Below are 15,396 nucleotides of genomic sequence, written 5' to 3'. Positions count from 1 at the left end.
CGGGGTATGCCGACCGTCTCCCTCACCCGAACGTTCGCCGCCGCAGGGGTCGCCGCCGTCGTGACCGGGGTGCTGGCCGTGTCCGCACTGCATGTGCTGCCGCCGACGGCCGGAGTCAGCCCGATCCGCCGGACGATCAGCGAGTACGCCTACTACGAGACCGGCTGGGTGTTCAACCTCGGGGTGCTGATCCTCGCCGCGGGTTCGCTGGCCGTGTTCGCGGCGCTGGCGTACGCCCGGCTGGTGCGGCCCGCGTCGTTCGCCGCGCTCGGGCTGCTGCTGTGGTCGGCGGGTCTGGCGGCGGTGGTGTACTTCCCGAAACACGACTGGTCGGTCGGGCCGTCGACGCACGGGACCATTCACCGCATGGCCAGCCTGGTCGCGTTCCTCAGCCTGCCGCTCGGGGCACTGCTGGTCACCGTCATGTGGCGGCGGGAGCGCCGGTGGCGGGGCAGTGTCTGGCTGACCGCGATCCCGGCTCTGGCCGCCCTCGCCTTCTTCGGCGTCATCGCCGGCGCATACCTGCTCACGCCGTACACCGGACGGCCGTGGTGGGATGTCATCCCGCTGGGGGCGGTGGAGCGCGGCCTGGCCGTCTTCGAGGTGCTCACGGTGCTGGCGCTGGGCCGGTGGGCGTGGCGGGCGTCGTCCGCGCCCGACGGCGACGCGGTCGCCGTCACAGCACCAGGCCGCTGATCACGAACACCTGCCGGCCTGCCCGGGGCGGGGGCGCCGGTGAGGCGGTGCGTCAGCCCTTCGCCGCGCCGGCCTTCGCCCCGGCTGCCGCGATCACCGTCGTTGCGGGAGCCGTCGCCACCGCTGCCGTCGCCTGAACCGGACCTGTCGCCGCCGATCCGGCCTCGGGCGCCGTTGCCGGCTCGGCGGGCGTGCGGCGGTCGGCGCGGCGCAGGAACGCCCAGGTGGTCAGGCCGGCGGGGATGACCAGCCAGCAGGAGAGCAGCCGGTAGCCGAGCACGGTCGCCGCGGCGGCGGCCGGTTCCGCGCCCGCGGCGGTCAGCGCGGCGAGCAGGGTCGCCTCGATGACGCCGATGCCGCCGGGGGTGATCGGGATCTGCCGGACCAGCTGCGCGGCGACGTAGATCGTGCCGAGTTCGAGCAGGTCCAGCGGCAGGTGGAAGGCCTGCGCGACGGCGACGAGGCAGGCCAGGTCGGCGAGCCAGTTGAGCGCCGACAGGCCCAGCGCAGTGGTGCGGTGGCGTCGCGGCATGCTCTCGGCGACTGCGGCCACGTCGCGCAGCAGTTGCCCGAGCCGCCGCAGTCGCGTGCGGACGAGGCCGGAGCGTACGGGCCGTCCGGAGTCGTCGGCGGCCGGGTCCGGGGCGGTGGTCAGGAAGTCGAGGTCCTCCTCGTCCACCGGCCCGTCGATGGTCAGCGAGGCGCGGGCCCGCAGCCGGTGGCGCACCAGCAGGCCGGCGGTGCCGGCGCTGACGGCCAGGACCGCGAGGGTCAGCACCGGCTGGTCCCGCCAGGTCGACACGGGCGAGGCGAGGAAGATGAGCAGGTAGCCCGCGACATAGAGCAGTGCGAGGGAGATGAACGAGCTGACGCCAGACATGATCATCACAGCCGTCGCCGCCTCGCGGCTCGCGCCCCAGCGGCGGAATCGCTGGAAGGCGTACGCGGCGGAGACCGCCGTGCCGGCGGGCATGCTGATCGAGAGCGCGGAGCGGGTGTATGCCAGTGCCAGCGCCCCGCCCAGCCCCGCGTGCACCCCGACGCCCTTGAGCAGGTTCGTCTGCTGGCGGGCGAACAGCGACATCGACAGGATCTCGGCCAGCAGCGCGACCCCGATCCAGGCCAGCTCGCCGTCGGCCACGACAGGCTCGATCTGGGCGAGGCCGGGGATCTGATCGCGGACCGTCTGCAGCGCCAGCACGACCACGACGACCGGCAGCAGTCTGCGCAGCCAGCGTCGCCAGCGGGGCGTGGAGGGTCTGGAGCCCTCCGGCGACGGTTGCTCCGACACGGCGGGAGGGCGCGGGTCCCGACGCACCACGGCCCGCTCCCGGGGTGCCGCGACCTGCCGGCGCGGGGACCGGTACGGCCGGGCCAGGCGTCGGCATGCCTTCGGCGCGCTACGTCGGCGAAGAGCCTTCACGATCACGGACCATACCGCTCGCGGGTCGCTTGTCGAGCGACTCGTAATGCTGCACACAGCGCAAAGTTTGCTGAATGCCGATCCCGGACGGCCGATGTCGGGGGACGCATGCGGCTATGCGAACGGCTCGGCGGCGCGGTCCAGCCCGGCCCGCACGGCGACGGGCAGGGCGGTCCCGCCGCCCTGTTCGACCCACAGGCCGAACACGGTGCGCAGCGCGGTCATGAAGACGGCGGCGAGCACCCGGGAGCGCATCGGCTCGTCGGGATGGCCGGGGTCGCGCGCGGCGACCTCCACGGCGAGTTCCTGCTCCAGCAAGGTCTGGGCCGCCGCCTGCTGGGCGAGCAGGGACGGGTGGCGGCGCAGCAGCCGGGTCTGCGCGACCCAGTTCGGGTCGACCTCGCCGATCTGTTCGAAGTGGGTCACCGCCGCGTTGGTGAGGGCCTGCCACGGAGACTCCTCGGCGGGGCGGGCGCGCAGCAGTTCCAGCAGCGCGTTGACGCGCACCCGGTCGCCGTACAGGAGGGCGTCCTCCTTGTTGGCGAAGTAGTTGGAGAAGGTGCGCCGCGACACGTTGGCCTCGTCGGCGATGGCGTCCACGGTCACCGCGTCCAGGCCGCGCTCGACGGCCAGGCGCAGCACGGCGTCGTGCAGGGCCTGCCGGGTCGCTTCCTTCTTGCGTTCGCGCAGGGTCGTCGTCGGCTCCACGAGCAGGAGACGATACCGGGCGCCGTGGTGGAATGCACATCGGGAAACTTTGCACACTGCGCAAATTGAGTGTCATATTCGATGTCATGAGCAACCCCGGCCATACCCCCCGCCACCTGCGCATGGGCCACCGCGAGATCCTGGAGTCCCTGAGCGGGCTGCTGCTCGTGCTGTTCGTCGCCATGATCAGCTCGACCATCGTGTCGACCGCGCTGCCCCGGATCGTCGGCGAGCTGAACGGCACGCAGACGCAGTACACCTGGGTCGTCACCGCGACCCTGCTCGCCGCCACCGCGACGACCCCGGTCTGGGGGCGCCTGGCGGACATGTTCAGCAAGAAACTCCTGGTCCAGATCGCGATCGTGATCTTCGTGATCGGTTCGCTGCTCAGCGGCTTCGCCCAGGACACCAGCCAGGTCATCGCCGCCCGCGCCGTGCAGGGCATCGGCGTCGGCGGCCTGCAGGCCCTCGTGCAGATCGTGATCGCGGCGATGATCCCGCCGCGCGAGCGGGGCCGTTACAACGGCTACCTCGGCGGCGTCATGGCCGTGGCGACGCTGGCCGGGCCGCTGCTGGGCGGCCTGATCGTGGACACCTCGTGGCTGGGCTGGCGCTGGTGCTTCTTCATCGGCGTGCCCATCGCCGCGATCGCCTTCGCGCTGCTGTGGCTGACCCTCGACCTGCCCCACGGGCCCCGGGTCAAGGCGAAGATCGATTACCTCGGCGCGACCCTGATCGCCGTCGGGGTGAGCACCCTGCTGGTCTGGGTGTCGTTCGTCGGCAACTCGTTCGACTGGCTGTCCTGGCAGACCTTCGCCATGGTCGGCGCGTCGCTGCTGGTGCTGGCCGCGGCGGTGTGGGTGGAGCTGCGGGCGGAGAGCCCGGTCGTCCCGATCACCGTGATCAGCAAACGGGTCCCCGCGCTGTCCATCCTCGCCAGCCTGGCGGTCGGCATGGCCATGTTCGGCGGCTCGGTCTTCCTCGGCCAGTACTTCCAGATCGGCCGCGGCTACACCCCCACCGAGGCCGGCCTGCTCACCATGCCGCTGATGCTCGGCGTCCTGATCTCCTCGACGGTCACCGGCCGCATGGTGACCAAGTCCGGCAAGGTCAAGCCGTACATCGTCACCGGCGCGATCGTGCTGGTCGCCGGGTTCCTCGGCCTGTCGTTCATCGACCACGCCACGCCGCTGACCGTGATCAGCGTGGGCATGCTGCTCGTCGGCCTGGGCGTCGGCATGACCATGCAGAACCTGGTGCTCGCGGTGCAGAACACCGCCGCCATGAAGGACCTGGGCGCGGCCACCGGCTCGGTGACCTTCTTCCGCTCGCTGGGCGGCACCATCGGCGTCTCGGTGCTGGGTGCCGCGCTGGCCAACCGGGTCCAGTCGATCATCGCCGAGCACCTGGCTGCGGCCGGCCTGCCTGCGGGCTCAGGCGGCGGCTCGCTGAACCTCAATGCTCTGCCGCCGGTGGCCCAGGCCATCGTCCGCGAGGCGTACGGCGACGCCACCGGCCACATCTTCCTCATCTCCGCGGCCATCGGCGCGGTCGGCGTCATCGCCGCACTGCTGCTGCCCGACATCACCCTGCGCTCCGGCGCCGAGGCCCCCGCGCCCGCGCCGGCCGTCCCCGCGCCCGCCGCACCGGCGCCGTCCCACGCCGACGCCCGCTCCCACACACCGGCACCGGTGTACGCCTACCCGCCTGCCGCCCCGACGCCGTCCCGGGTCGACGCCCACCTGCACGTCCCGGCACCCGCGTTCGCCTACGCGCCGTCTGCCCCGTGGCCGTCGCAGGGCGACACCCGCATGGCGGCTCCCGCGCCGGCCCACGGCCAGGTGCCGAACGCCCAGGTGCCGGCGCAGGCCGGCGAGCGGTCGCCGCAGGGGTCGTACGGTTACGCGCCGACCGCGGTGCGGGTGCCCAACGGGTTCGGGCCGGTCCCCGGCGACCTGCCCACCACGGCACCGTACGCGCCGACCGCCGCTGCGGCCGGGTTCGCCGAGTCCGCCCCGGTGCTGGGCCGGGCCTGAGCGGGACGGGCCGGATCGTGGACATCCCGCAGCAGCGCGCCGAGCACTACGGCCCGGCGGCCGCCCCGTGCGCCTTCGAGCGCGGCACCGACGGACCACGCGTGATCATGGTCGGCGTGGACGGCAGCCCGCCCTCGGAGCGGGCGGCCGCCTACGCCGCGGGGCTGGCCCGCCGCCAGCGCAGCCGCCTGGCGGTGGTGTTCGTGGGGGAGTCGGCCGGGCTGGTCGCCGCGGTCTACGGCCAGGCCGCCGTGGCGGCGCTGGAGACGGCCGAGGAGCTGGCCGGGGAGCTGCGGGAACAGGTGCGCCGAGCGGCTGAGGAGATGGGCCTGCCCGTCTCTATGGGCCTGCCCGTCTCGTTCGTGGTGCGCCGCGGTGATCCGTACGCGGAGCTGCGAGCCACCGCCGACGAGCTGAAGGCGGACATGCTGGTCGTCGGGGCGTCCGCGCAGGCGGGGCACCGGTTCGTCGGCTCGGTGGCGACCCGGCTGGTCAAGCAGGGCCGCTGGCCGGTGGTCGTGGTCCCCTGACCAGCCGGCCGGTCGGCCAGAACTCCTCGAAACGGGGCAAATCCTAGTAACTTGGAGAGGTCCTGGGGGTTCGACGGGGGAGTCTGACATGTCCGACACGCTGGCTACGAACGTCCCGACGTATCCGTTCGGCAACGCCGGGCTCGAACCGCTGCTGCCCGACCTCGGCGCGGACGGGGTGGGCCGGGTGCAGCTGCCGACCGGCCAGCAGGCGTGGCTGTTCACCCGGCACGAGCACCTGCGCGAACTGCTGCGCAGCGCGGACTTCTCCAGCGACTTCACCCGGCCCGGGTTCCCGCTGATCAGGCCGATTCCGGAGGACATGCCGCGCCGCCCGGACGGTTCGCTGATCCGGATGGACCCGCCCGAGCACACGAAGTTCCGCCGCATGCTCACCCCCGAGTTCATGATCAAGCACATCCGGACCCTGGAGCCGCTGATCCGGCAGACCGTCGTCGTCGCGCTGGAGTCGATGCGCGCCGGCGGGCAGCCCGCCGACCTGGTCGAGCACTTCGCGCTGCCGGTCCCGTCGATGGTGATCTGCCACCTGCTCGGCGTCCCGTACGCCGACCACGACTACTTCCAGGAGCGCAGCCGCATCCTGCTGGCCTGGTCGAGCCCGCCCGAGCAGGTCCGCGACGCGATCGAGGAGATGCGCGACTACCTGACCCGGCTCATCGCCGCGCGCCGCGACGAACCCGGCGAGGACCTGATCAGCCGGCTCGCCGCCGAACGCGTCGCCACCGGCGAGATGACCGAGGAGGAGCTGGTCGGCCTGTCCGTGCTGCTGCTCATCGCCGGCCACGAGACCACCTCCAACATGATCGGCCTGAGCACGCTGGTGCTGCTGAAGCACCCGGAGCAGCTGCGCCAGCTGCGGGAGCGGCCCGAGCTGATCGACGACACCGTCGAGGAGCTGCTGCGTTACCTGACCATCGTGCGCACCGGCCTGACCCGCGTCGCGGTGACCGACACCGAGGTCGGCGGGCACCGCATCGCCGCTGGCGAGGGCGTCATCGCGCTGCTGTCGGCCGCCAACCGCGACGCCGACGTGTTCCCCGACGGCGAGGAGTTCGACCTGCACCGCGGCTCGCACCAGCACATGGCGTTCGGGTTCGGCATCCACCAGTGCATCGGCCAGCCGCTGGCCCGCGCGGAGCTGCGCATCGCCCTGTCCGAAATGATCACCCGCCTGCCGGGCCTGGCCCTGGCCGTGGCCCCCGACGACGTCCGTTACCGAGACGCGGTCGTGTTCGGGGTGCAACGGCTGCCGGTGACGTGGTGAGCGCACCGTTGCGGGTGGCCGTCGACCGGGACGCGTGCTGCGGCTCGGGCAACTGCGTACGCACCGCACCCGAGGTCTTCGACCAGGACGACGCCGACGGCCTGGTCGTGCTGCGCCAGGCCGAACCGCCCGAGTCCGAGTACGACGCGGTGCGCGAGGCCGCCTACAACTGCCCCGCCGCCGCGATAGAGGTCACCGAACCCTGACCGGGTCAAGCCCAGGGCAGGCGTATCGCTTCCAGGTCCGGGTCCGCGAGCAGGGTTTCGATCAGGGCGGGCGGGCCGGCGACCTTGGTGCCCCACAGGTCCCAGTCGGACCAGGTGACCCAGGACCGGTCGGCGGGCCACAGGTTCGCGGGGGAGCCGCTGCCGCGCTCGTCGTCGTAGAGCACAGCGGCCTCGCCGAGCGGTCCGGCCAGCACATGCGGCTCCTGGTCGGGCGCCGCGCCGCGGGCGATGTAGGCGAAGCACGGTGTGTCCGGGCCGGACCAGGCGCTCAGCAGGTCCACCAGGCGCACCCAGCCTTCCCGGTCCAGCGAGCCCTCCGCAGGCGGCTCGATGCTGGCCGGCCAGCTGCCGTCCGGATGCGAGCCCGGCAGGCTCCGGAAATCCGGTGCGCTGCCGGGCGGCACGACCGGCTCGTCGGTGCGCGCCGCGAGCTCGGCCCAGCGCAGCCGCCGCCAGCCGGGCCCCGGGTGCTGCGAGCGGCCCACCGCCCCGCCGGTGTCGACGACACCCCACTCGTCGAGGTTGATCCCGCCGACCAGCTCCGGCTCGACCAGATGCGCGTCGAGCAGACTGCGCCGCAGGTCGTGGTGGGTGGTCTGGGTCGAACCCGACTCCCACTCGTACATCGCGTGCAGGATCCACGCCGCGTCGGGCCGCGCGCCGGGGTCGTATCCCGTCAACGCGCCGTCCGGCCGCAGCTCGGCCAGCCAGTCCGCCACCTCGCGCGCCACCTCGCGCCACCCGTCACCCATGGCTCATCTGATCACATGATCCACCCGCGCGCGCTGCGGCCCGCGGGCGGATGTCGCGGCGACCGGCCATCGTGGACGCCACGTTCGGCCGGTGGACGGCCGCGCCGCGATCGCGATACTGGACCGATGCCGAGAATTCTCGCCGACGCCGCCCCTCCCCCGGAGTACACGGGCCTCGGGCTGGCCGCGGTCTGCGTGTGCATGCTCGCGGTCGTGGCCGCGATCGTCCTGGTGGTCGTGCTGGTCAAGCGCTCGCGTAAATGAGCCCGGCGAACACCGAGGCGGCGTTCGCGGTGATCGCGAGCACGGCCAGCAGCGGGTCGCGGCGACCCAGCCACCAGGCCAGCAGCGCCGCCTCCGCGCCGCACACCACCAGCTCCGCGCCGACCAGGACCAGCGGGTACGCCGCCCGCGCCGTCCACGGTGCGAGCAGCCACCACAGCAGCGGATGCGTCGCCAGGTTCACGCCCAGCGCGCACAGCACCGCCCGGCGCCACGACGCCGCCCAGCCCCAGCGCAGCGCGGCCGCGTACACGGGGATCTCGACGGCCAGCGTCAGCGCGAGCGCGGCCGGGTAACGGAGCATCGGATGACGGTAGCCACCCTGCCCGCCGCCCGCACCCCCGCGCCGCCGCGCGCGACCGGCCTCGCCCTCGGATTCGCCGCCTGTGCCGCCGTGGCGCTGGCCGCGGCGCTGCGGGCCCCGCTGGCGACGACGGTGCTCGGGCTCATCGCGTTCGGGGTGCTGCACAACGTGCTGGAGCTGCGCTACGTCGCGGGCAGGTTCGCGCACATTCTCACCGGACGGCTGCTGTGGACCGCGCTGGCGCTGGTCACCGCGATCGTGTTCTGCCGCCTGCTGGCGCTGCGCGGGCCCGAGATCGTGCTCTGTTACGGCGTGCTGGCCGCCGGGGTGTGGCACGCCGTGCCGCGCCGGTGGCTGCTGCCGGCGGGCGTCGGCCTGGCCGGGGCGGCGGCGGTGTCGCTGACCTGGCCCGCGTACCACTTCGTGGTCCTGGCCCACCTGCACAACGTGGTGCCGCTGTTCTTCCTGTGGGAGTGGTCGCGCAGGCTCGGCGGACGCGACCGCACGCTGTTCCGCGCCGCACAACTCGGCTGGGTGCTGGTGGTGCCCGCGCTGTTGCTGGCCGGGGTGTTCGACCCGCTGCTGGCCGACGGTTCGGCGGCGGTCGTGGAGTTCGCCGGCACGCCGCAGGCCATCGCCGCACCGGTCAGCCCACCCGGCCCCACCGCCGGGCTGCGCTTTCTCGCCGTTTTCGCGTTCCTGCAGGCCATGCACTATGTGGTGTGGCTGGGTTTCCTGCCGCGCCACGCACCCGACGCCGTGGCGGCGTTCGAGCAGCGCGTCCCCTGGCTGGCCGGGTGGCGCCCGTGGGCGCTCGGCATCGCCGCGGCGCTCGTGCTCGGCGTACTGTTCGGAGTCGACTACGGTCAGGGCCGCACCATGTACCAGGCCCTCGCGAGCTACCACGCGTATCTGGAGTTCCCGGTGCTGCTCGCGCTGCTGTTCGCCACCCCGCGCCCGACCTGAGCCCGCCCGCCGGTCACTGCTCGGGCTGGCCGGGCCTGCCCTCCAGCAGCGCCATGCCGAGCGGGGCGAGCCGGTGCTCGACGCTGTTGCGCCGCCGCTCGCTGTACACCAGCCCGGCCTGGCGCAGCACGGCCAGGTGTTCGCTCGCGGTGCTCGGCGACTGGTTCAGCCGCGCGGCGATGGAGCTGGTCGAGCCGCCTTCCGCGCACAGCTCCAGGATCGCCGCCCGGGTCCGGCCGACCAGCGCGGACAGCGCTTCCTGGTGGCGGACGGCGAGCAACCCCGCCCCGCGGTCGACCTGGTACACCAGCACCGGCGGCAGGGCGTCGTCGATCATCGTGATCGGCCGGGTGTTGCGTTTGAAGAACGACGGCACCAGCACCAGGCCCCGGCCGCCGAGGTGCAGGTGCCGGTCGCGGGGATAGTCGGCGATGCGCAGCACGCCGTCCTCGAAGCTCATCGACGGATGCAACGAGTTGAGCAGCGCCGCGAGACCACCGGCGGCGACCGCGCGGCAACGCGAGGCGTGGTCGGCGGCGAAGGAGGCGGTCACCCAGTTCCACTGCGGCTGGACCACGGCCTCGAAGTAGTCGCGCATGCCGGTGGTCAGCTCGCGCAGCGCGGTCGCCTGCCCCGCGCCGAGGGCCTGGGCCGCCGCGGGCAGCGTCCCGCGGTCGGCGGCGACCATCGCCACATCGCGGCGCAGTTGGCGCGGGCAGGTGCCGCCGATCGCGTCGAGCCCGTCGTCGACGCCGCCCTCGCGCGGGCCCGGGGTGAGGAAGTCGGGGAAGTCGCCGTGCGACCAGTTGACGCCGAGGAACAGATCGGCGCGCCCGCGCAGCGCAGTCCCGGCCCGCAGCGACTGCGACGCGGCGCGATGCCAGCCCAGCAGCAGCGGATCCTCGTTTCGCCGGGCGAGCAGGTGGGAGCTGAGAGTGATCTCCCACAGCGGATCCGGGGCGGTGACGATCCGCGTTTGCATGAGGTCACGCGGCGTGAAATGGATGCAGAACACGACGATCCGCCAGACCTCTCAGCGCCGGCTCGGTCCGCGCAGGGCCCGGTCCATGACGCCGCCCCTCTCCGCCTGCAGCTTGCACGCTCCGGGGGCAGGTTAGTGGTTGCCATGGATCGAACGCCAGCCCCGCGTCCAGGATCAGACGTGCAGTCTCGGCGGGAAACCGGTCCAGCGCAGGCGGTCGGGCAGGTGCGCCATGTCGTTGAACGACACCAGCGACGGCGGCCGGTCCGCGCGGTAGAGCAGCACGGTGATCGCACAGTTGGCCTGGTTGATGCCGATCCAGCGGGCGGGCGGAGCATCCAGCGCGTGCCGCACCAGCCATCCGATCAGGAAGTTGTGCGTCACCACCAGTTCGTGCGTATCGCGCTCGGCGGGAGCCGTGTAGCGGGCCTGCGCGGCCTCGATCAGGGCCGCGCCCGCGGCGATCTCGGCGGGGGAGTATCCGTCGAGGAAACCCTTCGCGAAGGCGGGCAGCTCTGCCGCGGGCGGCACGTACGGCACGTAGTCGCCGGCCAGCGGTGACTGCTCGACGGGCACGCCAGGCAGGTGCGCGGTGATCAGAGCGGCAGTGTGCGCCGCCCGTTCCACCGGGCTGTGCTGCACCGACGTGAAGGGCGCCGACGCCAGCCGCTCGCCGGTCAACCGGGCCTGCTCCCGCCCGGCGTCGGTCAGCCGCCCGTCCGCGCTCGCCTCGCCATGGCGGACCAGGTACAGGAACCGGTTCGCGCTCACGCCTGCGCCCGCAGCTCGGCGTACTCGGGGGAGGCCAGGAAGTCGGTGATCGCCCGGGCCGTGCCAGGGGTGAACTCGCGTCCCGCGAACACCTGGTCGACGGGCGTGAACACCATCGCCGCGCCCTCGCCGAGCACCACGTCGTCCTGCACCGCCGAGGTCACCCCGTAGAAGTAGTGCTTCACCCGGTGGTGTTCGGGCACCGGCTGGACCAGGAACAACCGCAGCGGCTGGTCCGGGCGCAGCGACGCCTCCTCCATCAGCTCGCGCGGCGCGGCCTGCTCCGGGGTCTCGCCAGGCTCGATGTGCCCGCCGGGCAGGGCCCACATGTTCGGGAAGTGCGGGGCGTGCTCGTCGCGCAGCTGCAGCAGCAGCTCGCCTTCACGGTTCACCAGCATCACCACGGCCAGCTGCACAGGCTTGTCGTCCATTCGGACCACCCTAAGCCAACCTTGATCGGCTTGCGGGCCCCTGTCACAGTGATGGCCCACATCCGGGACACGGGGAGAGCAGACATGGCAGACGGCGTACGGCTCAGATCACGCAGCGTGATGCTGGGCGCAGCGTTCCTGGGACTGGCGGGCAGCTCGGCCGCCTGCGGGCTCGGCTCGGACGCCCCGGACGACCCGGTTTACCAGCCCAGCGCGGTCGACTACCAGCAGCCCTCGTACCAGCCCCAGCCGGTGGTCGTGCCGTCGCCCACGCCGGTGACCTCGCTGAGCCCGACCCCGGCCGCCAAGCCGTCGCCGATCCGCACGACCGCCGCGCCGCAGCCGGTCGTCGTGCAGCCCGTGGACGACGACACCTACGTCTTCTACTGCGTCGACGAGAACGAGGTCATCGTCGACCCGATCGAGTGCGACGGCACCCGCGCGTACGCCACCGACTGGCCCTACTACCTCGCCTACTCCACGGCATACCCGCGCACCCTTCGCATCGGCCAGCGCGTGCCGACCGGCGGTGACATGTTCAACGCGGGCGACAGCTCAGCCCGGTCCGACTGGGGCCTGCCGTCGCGGATCACCAACGGCAGCACCGTGCGCTCCGGCATCGTCGGCGGCACCGGCTCCGGCACCACCGCGGGCAGCTGAGCGGTGCGCCGCATCGACCATGGCACACCCAGGCCCGGGTGGGCGGAGACCAACCGCTCACTCGGCCTGGTGTTCAACGACACCGTGTCCGAGGACGGCACCGTCGCGTCGTACTGGCGCGAGGGGCCGTTCTACGACTTCGACCTCGACGAGATCCTGACCCTGGAGCAGGCCGCCGCGACCCTGCACCACATGTGCGTGGCCGCCGGTGACCGCATCGTCGAGGGCTGCCCGCGCACCGATGCCGCGGTGCGCCGCGAGGCCTACCTGACCTCGGTGTGCACCCCGGCGACGTGCCTGCTCAGCCGCGCCGGTGTGCCCGAGTACGTGCACGAGCAGGTCATCCGCACCTGGTACGACAACAGCCCGCAGACCTGGACGCACGGCGACAAGGACCTGTTCGGCACGCACGCGCACACCCGGCAGAGTCCCGACTTCTCGCCGCACGTCTACGGGCGCTTCGACATCTGGTACGGCGGCCGCGGCACCACCCCGAAGCTGCTGGAGTACAACGCGCAGACGCCGACGTCGCTGCTGGAGGCGGCGGTGGTGCAGTGGCGGTGGCTGGAGGAGACCGGCCACACCCACCACTACGACCGGCAGTGGACCAGCGTGCACGAGCGCCTCATCGAGGCCTGGCGGCGCAACCTGGCCGAACTCGTCGCCGCCCGCCCCTGGCTTCCGCAGCGTCCCACGGTGTACTTCGCCTACGACGGCACCGAGGCCTCCGGCGAGGACCTGATGAACGCGGGCTACCTCGCCGAGACCGCCCGGCAGGCCGGCTACCCGGTCGAGCTGATCGAGGTGGCGCAGATCGGCGTCGACATGGCCGACGGGCGCATCGTGTACGAGCCCAGCAAGGGCGCACCCGCCACCCCGATCGACGTCATCTTCCTGCTGTATCCGTGGGAGTGGCTGTGGCACGAGGAGGGCGGCCGGCCCATCTTCGCGAACATGGCCGATCCCACCAAACGCGGCACCGTCTGGATCGAGCCCCCGTGGACGGCCGCGCTGTGGTCGAACAAGGCGCTGCTGCCGGTGCTGTGGGAGCTGTACCGCGACGACCCGGTGCACCGCGAACTGCTGCTGCCCGCCTACTTCGCCGACGAGCGGCCCGCGGACATGACCAGCTACGCCCGCAAACCGATCTGGTCCCGTGAAGGCGCGAACGTGGAACTGGTCCGTGACGGCACCGTGCTGGCCAGCACCGGGGGCGACTACGGCGATGCCGGCATGATCGTCCAAGGCCTGGCGGAGTTGCCGACCTTCGACGGACCCGGCGGGCCGTACCACCCGGTCCTGGGGGTTTGGATGATCGACGGCGAACCGGCGGGCATGGGCATCCGTGAAGGTGTCGGCACCGACGGGCTCATCACCCGCAACGGCGCGTGCTTCACCCCGCACACCATCGGCTCCCACATGAGCTGACGGCCGTCAGCGGTCTTCGAGGCTGCGTATGAACGCCACCGGGTCCCTGAGGAAGAAATCCCGGGCCTCCAGCGCCTCGAGCCACAGCTCGTCACCGGTCAGGCAGGCGCGGTGCGCGCTGGCGTCGTTGAACCGTGCCAGCACGGACCGGTCCGCGAACAGGCCCGGCGGGAACATCACGACCTCGTCGTCGTGGCCGATGACCTCGCGGCACGCCGCGCACCTGGTGCGACCGGGCAGGAACAGAGCCATGGACGGGCACGATACGGCCGTTCCGGTCGGCTGGTAGCTTCACGCTCCGGAACCCGGCCGGGCGGCCCGTTCCGGAGCGTGGCAGCGAGCAGAGAGCAGGCGGACGTGACGGGGTATGAGCTGGGGGAACCGTTCGCGGTGCCCCAAGATCGCAGCAACGTCCATGGGGTGCGGCTGTTCGGTGCGAAGGTGGCCGGCCGGCCCGTGCTGGTACGGGTCACCAACGATCCCGGGCATGAGGTGCACCTGATCGACGCGCTCGACGGCACGCCGGCGGCCGGCTTCACCGTGGTGCCGCGCCGCTGGCTCGGGGTGTGCAAGACGTCCTGGTACTCCACCTTCCTGACCTCGCACGTCTACCAGGCGGCGGGCGGCCCGCGACTGGTCACCACGCACGACGAGTGGCTGGTCCGGCAGTGGAACCTGGCGACCCGGAGGCAGGCGACGCGCGCCCGGAGACTGCCGGAATCGGACTGGGGCTGGATCAAGGCCATCACCTCCTACGCCGACGCGGGGCGTACGGTGCTGCTGCTCGGCGGTCACGACGCGCTGGTACGCCGGTACGACGCCGCCACCGGACGGGAGATCGCCGAGCCGCTGCGCCACGATGTGTCCGTGGACGCGCTGGCCGTCTATGCCGTCGACGGCGTACGGCACATCGCCAGCGGGGACGCGAGCGGCCGGTTGCACCGGTGGGATGCCGCCACGGGCCGCAAGGTCGGCCGGCAGATCGCGGCGCACCAGGGGCCGATCCGCTGGATCGTCGCGTACCTCGTCGAGGGACGTCCCCAGCTGGTCACCGGCAGCATCGACCAGACGGTGCGCCGGTGGGACGCGCTGACCGGCGACGAGATCGGCGAGACGAGGTACTTCGGGGAGGTGCCGCTGGCCGCGCTGCTCACCGGCGAGGGCGCGGACCGCCTGCTCGTGGTGGGTTGTGACGACAAACTGCACCGGTACCGTGCCGCGACGGGTGAACCGGTCGGCGAGCCGATCGACTGCGGAGCCGACTTCTACGTGGTGGACCTCTGCGAACTCGAGGTGGCCGGTCGGCGGGCGCTGTTCGTCTGCGGCGACCCGGCCGCCATCCGCCGCTTCGACGCCCGTACCTTCCGGCCCTGGCCGGTCGGGCACTGACGTATCCGGTGTGACGGCCCCGACCAAAGGCGCCCGTCCTGACGCTCAAACGGCGTGCAGCCTGCGGTGCAGTCCACGGATCACGTCGGCGAGTTCCGGGGCCGGGCCGTCGACCGGCACGCCCGGCGCGACCTCCTGGATCGGCAGCGGTCGGACCGGGCCGGACGGCAGGCCCATCTCGTTGCGCCAGGCGGTGAGCTGCGCGGACGAGGCGGCGTACACGATGCGGCCGAGGCCGACCCAGGCGTGGGCGGCCGCGCACATCGGACAGTGCTCGCCGGAGGTGTAGACGGTCGCGGTGGCGCGCTGCCGCGGAGTGAGGTGCTCGGCTGCCCACCGGGCGATCTCGAACTCCGGATGCCGGGTCTCGTCCCCGGACGCGACGTGGTTGTGGTCCTCGAACAGCACCTGGCCGTCCGCGTCGACCAGCACCGACCCGAACGGCTCGTCGCCGACCGACAGTGCCAGCTCCGCCAGTTCGACACAGCGCCGCAGGTGCGCCAGATCCGTCTCGTCGACCACGACC

18 protein-coding genes and 1 pseudogene are annotated in these 15,396 nt (G+C 72.6%); 10 read left to right on the top strand and 9 right to left on the bottom strand.

The window, feature by feature from the left end; genetic code table 11:
- The first annotated feature begins 6 nt into the window (after positions 1-6).
- Positions 7-696, top strand: a complete 690-nt coding sequence (locus tag FLL47_RS09785; protein WP_186315630.1) for a DUF998 domain-containing protein — start codon at positions 7-9, stop codon at positions 694-696.
- A 52-nt stretch (positions 697-748) separates the two neighbouring features.
- Here the strand turns inward: FLL47_RS09785 and FLL47_RS09780 are convergent, their stop codons facing one another.
- Positions 749-1,987 (bottom strand): lysylphosphatidylglycerol synthase transmembrane domain-containing protein, encoded by a 1,239-nt coding sequence (locus tag FLL47_RS09780; protein WP_222106013.1) that lies wholly within the window; start codon positions 1,985-1,987, stop codon positions 749-751.
- Between the two features lie 246 nt (positions 1,988-2,233).
- Positions 2,234-2,827, bottom strand: coding sequence for a TetR/AcrR family transcriptional regulator (locus FLL47_RS09775; protein WP_246157731.1), 594 nt, complete (start codon positions 2,825-2,827; stop codon positions 2,234-2,236).
- An 86-nt stretch (positions 2,828-2,913) separates the two neighbouring features.
- Between FLL47_RS09775 and FLL47_RS09770 the strand changes: the two are divergent.
- From FLL47_RS09770 to FLL47_RS09755, 4 genes and pseudogenes are all read left to right on the top strand, one after another.
- Positions 2,914-4,473, top strand: a pseudogene (locus tag FLL47_RS09770) (MDR family MFS transporter); the annotation flags it as partial.
- 407 nt (positions 4,474-4,880) lie between these two features.
- A complete protein-coding gene (locus tag FLL47_RS09765) occupies positions 4,881-5,393 on the top strand; it encodes a universal stress protein (RefSeq protein WP_246157729.1) in 513 nt (170 codons plus the stop codon).
- Positions 5,394-5,481: 88 nt separating this feature from the next.
- Positions 5,482-6,678 (top strand): cytochrome P450, encoded by a 1,197-nt coding sequence (locus FLL47_RS09760; RefSeq protein ID WP_144120127.1) that lies wholly within the window; start codon positions 5,482-5,484, stop codon positions 6,676-6,678.
- Complete coding sequence (locus tag FLL47_RS09755; protein ID WP_246157721.1) at positions 6,675-6,884, top strand: ferredoxin; 210 nt, start codon at positions 6,675-6,677, stop codon at positions 6,882-6,884. The genes FLL47_RS09760 and FLL47_RS09755 overlap by 4 nt, the downstream gene beginning before the upstream one ends.
- 5 nt (positions 6,885-6,889) lie before the next feature.
- Here the strand turns inward: FLL47_RS09755 and FLL47_RS09750 are convergent, their stop codons facing one another.
- Positions 6,890-7,657, bottom strand: a complete 768-nt coding sequence (locus FLL47_RS09750) for a hypothetical protein (protein WP_144120126.1) — start codon at positions 7,655-7,657, stop codon at positions 6,890-6,892.
- A 126-nt stretch (positions 7,658-7,783) separates the two neighbouring features.
- On the opposite strand from FLL47_RS09750, the gene FLL47_RS42775 reads away from it, so the two are divergent.
- Positions 7,784-7,921: a hypothetical protein gene (locus FLL47_RS42775; RefSeq protein ID WP_186315629.1), complete on the top strand. Its 138-nt coding sequence runs from the start codon at positions 7,784-7,786 to the stop codon at positions 7,919-7,921.
- Here the strand turns inward: FLL47_RS42775 and FLL47_RS09745 are convergent.
- Positions 7,902-8,243, bottom strand: a complete 342-nt coding sequence (locus FLL47_RS09745) for a hypothetical protein (protein WP_144120125.1) — start codon at positions 8,241-8,243, stop codon at positions 7,902-7,904. The genes FLL47_RS42775 and FLL47_RS09745 overlap by 20 nt on opposite strands.
- Positions 8,244-8,246: 3 nt before the next feature.
- Between FLL47_RS09745 and FLL47_RS09740 the strand changes: the two genes are divergently transcribed.
- Positions 8,247-9,209, top strand: coding sequence for a hypothetical protein (locus FLL47_RS09740; protein ID WP_246157719.1), 963 nt, complete (start codon positions 8,247-8,249; stop codon positions 9,207-9,209).
- Between the two features lie 13 nt (positions 9,210-9,222).
- On the opposite strand, the gene FLL47_RS09735 is transcribed toward FLL47_RS09740, so the two are convergent.
- From FLL47_RS09735 to FLL47_RS09725, 3 genes are all read right to left on the bottom strand, one after another.
- Positions 9,223-10,191 carry an ArsR/SmtB family transcription factor gene (locus tag FLL47_RS09735; RefSeq protein WP_144120124.1) on the bottom strand — a complete coding sequence of 323 codons (969 nt, stop codon included), beginning with the start codon at positions 10,189-10,191 and terminating at the stop codon, positions 9,223-9,225.
- A gap of 174 nt (positions 10,192-10,365) precedes the next feature.
- Positions 10,366-10,962, bottom strand: a complete 597-nt coding sequence (locus tag FLL47_RS09730) for a histidine phosphatase family protein (RefSeq protein ID WP_144120123.1) — start codon at positions 10,960-10,962, stop codon at positions 10,366-10,368.
- On the bottom strand, positions 10,959-11,393 hold the full coding sequence (locus FLL47_RS09725) for an NUDIX hydrolase (RefSeq protein ID WP_144120122.1): 435 nt from the start codon (positions 11,391-11,393) through the stop codon (positions 10,959-10,961). Before FLL47_RS09725 ends, FLL47_RS09730 begins: the two co-directional genes overlap by 4 nt.
- Before the next feature lie 84 nt (positions 11,394-11,477).
- On the opposite strand from FLL47_RS09725, the gene FLL47_RS09720 reads away from it, so the two are divergent.
- On the top strand, positions 11,478-12,053 hold the full coding sequence (locus tag FLL47_RS09720) for a hypothetical protein (protein ID WP_144120121.1): 576 nt from the start codon (positions 11,478-11,480) through the stop codon (positions 12,051-12,053).
- Positions 12,054-12,056: 3 nt separating this feature from the next.
- Positions 12,057-13,481, top strand: a complete 1,425-nt coding sequence (locus tag FLL47_RS09715) for a glutathionylspermidine synthase family protein (RefSeq protein ID WP_144120120.1) — start codon at positions 12,057-12,059, stop codon at positions 13,479-13,481.
- Between the two features lie 6 nt (positions 13,482-13,487).
- Here the strand turns inward: FLL47_RS09715 and FLL47_RS09710 are convergent, their stop codons facing one another.
- Positions 13,488-13,733, bottom strand: a complete 246-nt coding sequence (locus FLL47_RS09710; protein ID WP_144120119.1) for a hypothetical protein — start codon at positions 13,731-13,733, stop codon at positions 13,488-13,490.
- 105 nt (positions 13,734-13,838) lie between these two features.
- Between FLL47_RS09710 and FLL47_RS09705 the strand changes: the two genes are divergently transcribed.
- Positions 13,839-14,870, top strand: coding sequence for a WD40 repeat domain-containing protein (locus FLL47_RS09705; protein WP_144120118.1), 1,032 nt, complete (start codon positions 13,839-13,841; stop codon positions 14,868-14,870).
- A gap of 45 nt (positions 14,871-14,915) precedes the next feature.
- Here the strand turns inward: FLL47_RS09705 and FLL47_RS09700 are convergent, their stop codons facing one another.
- Positions 14,916-15,392, bottom strand: a complete 477-nt coding sequence (locus FLL47_RS09700; protein WP_144120117.1) for a nucleoside deaminase — start codon at positions 15,390-15,392, stop codon at positions 14,916-14,918.
- Between the last annotated feature and the right edge of the window lie 4 nt (positions 15,393-15,396).

It is taken from the genome of Catellatospora sichuanensis, assembly GCF_007483665.1.
Taxonomy (GTDB): Bacteria; Actinomycetota; Actinomycetes; order Mycobacteriales; family Micromonosporaceae; genus Catellatospora; species Catellatospora sichuanensis.
Note: the sequence above shows the minus strand (reverse complement) of the source record. Positions and strands in the feature narration are given on the sequence as shown.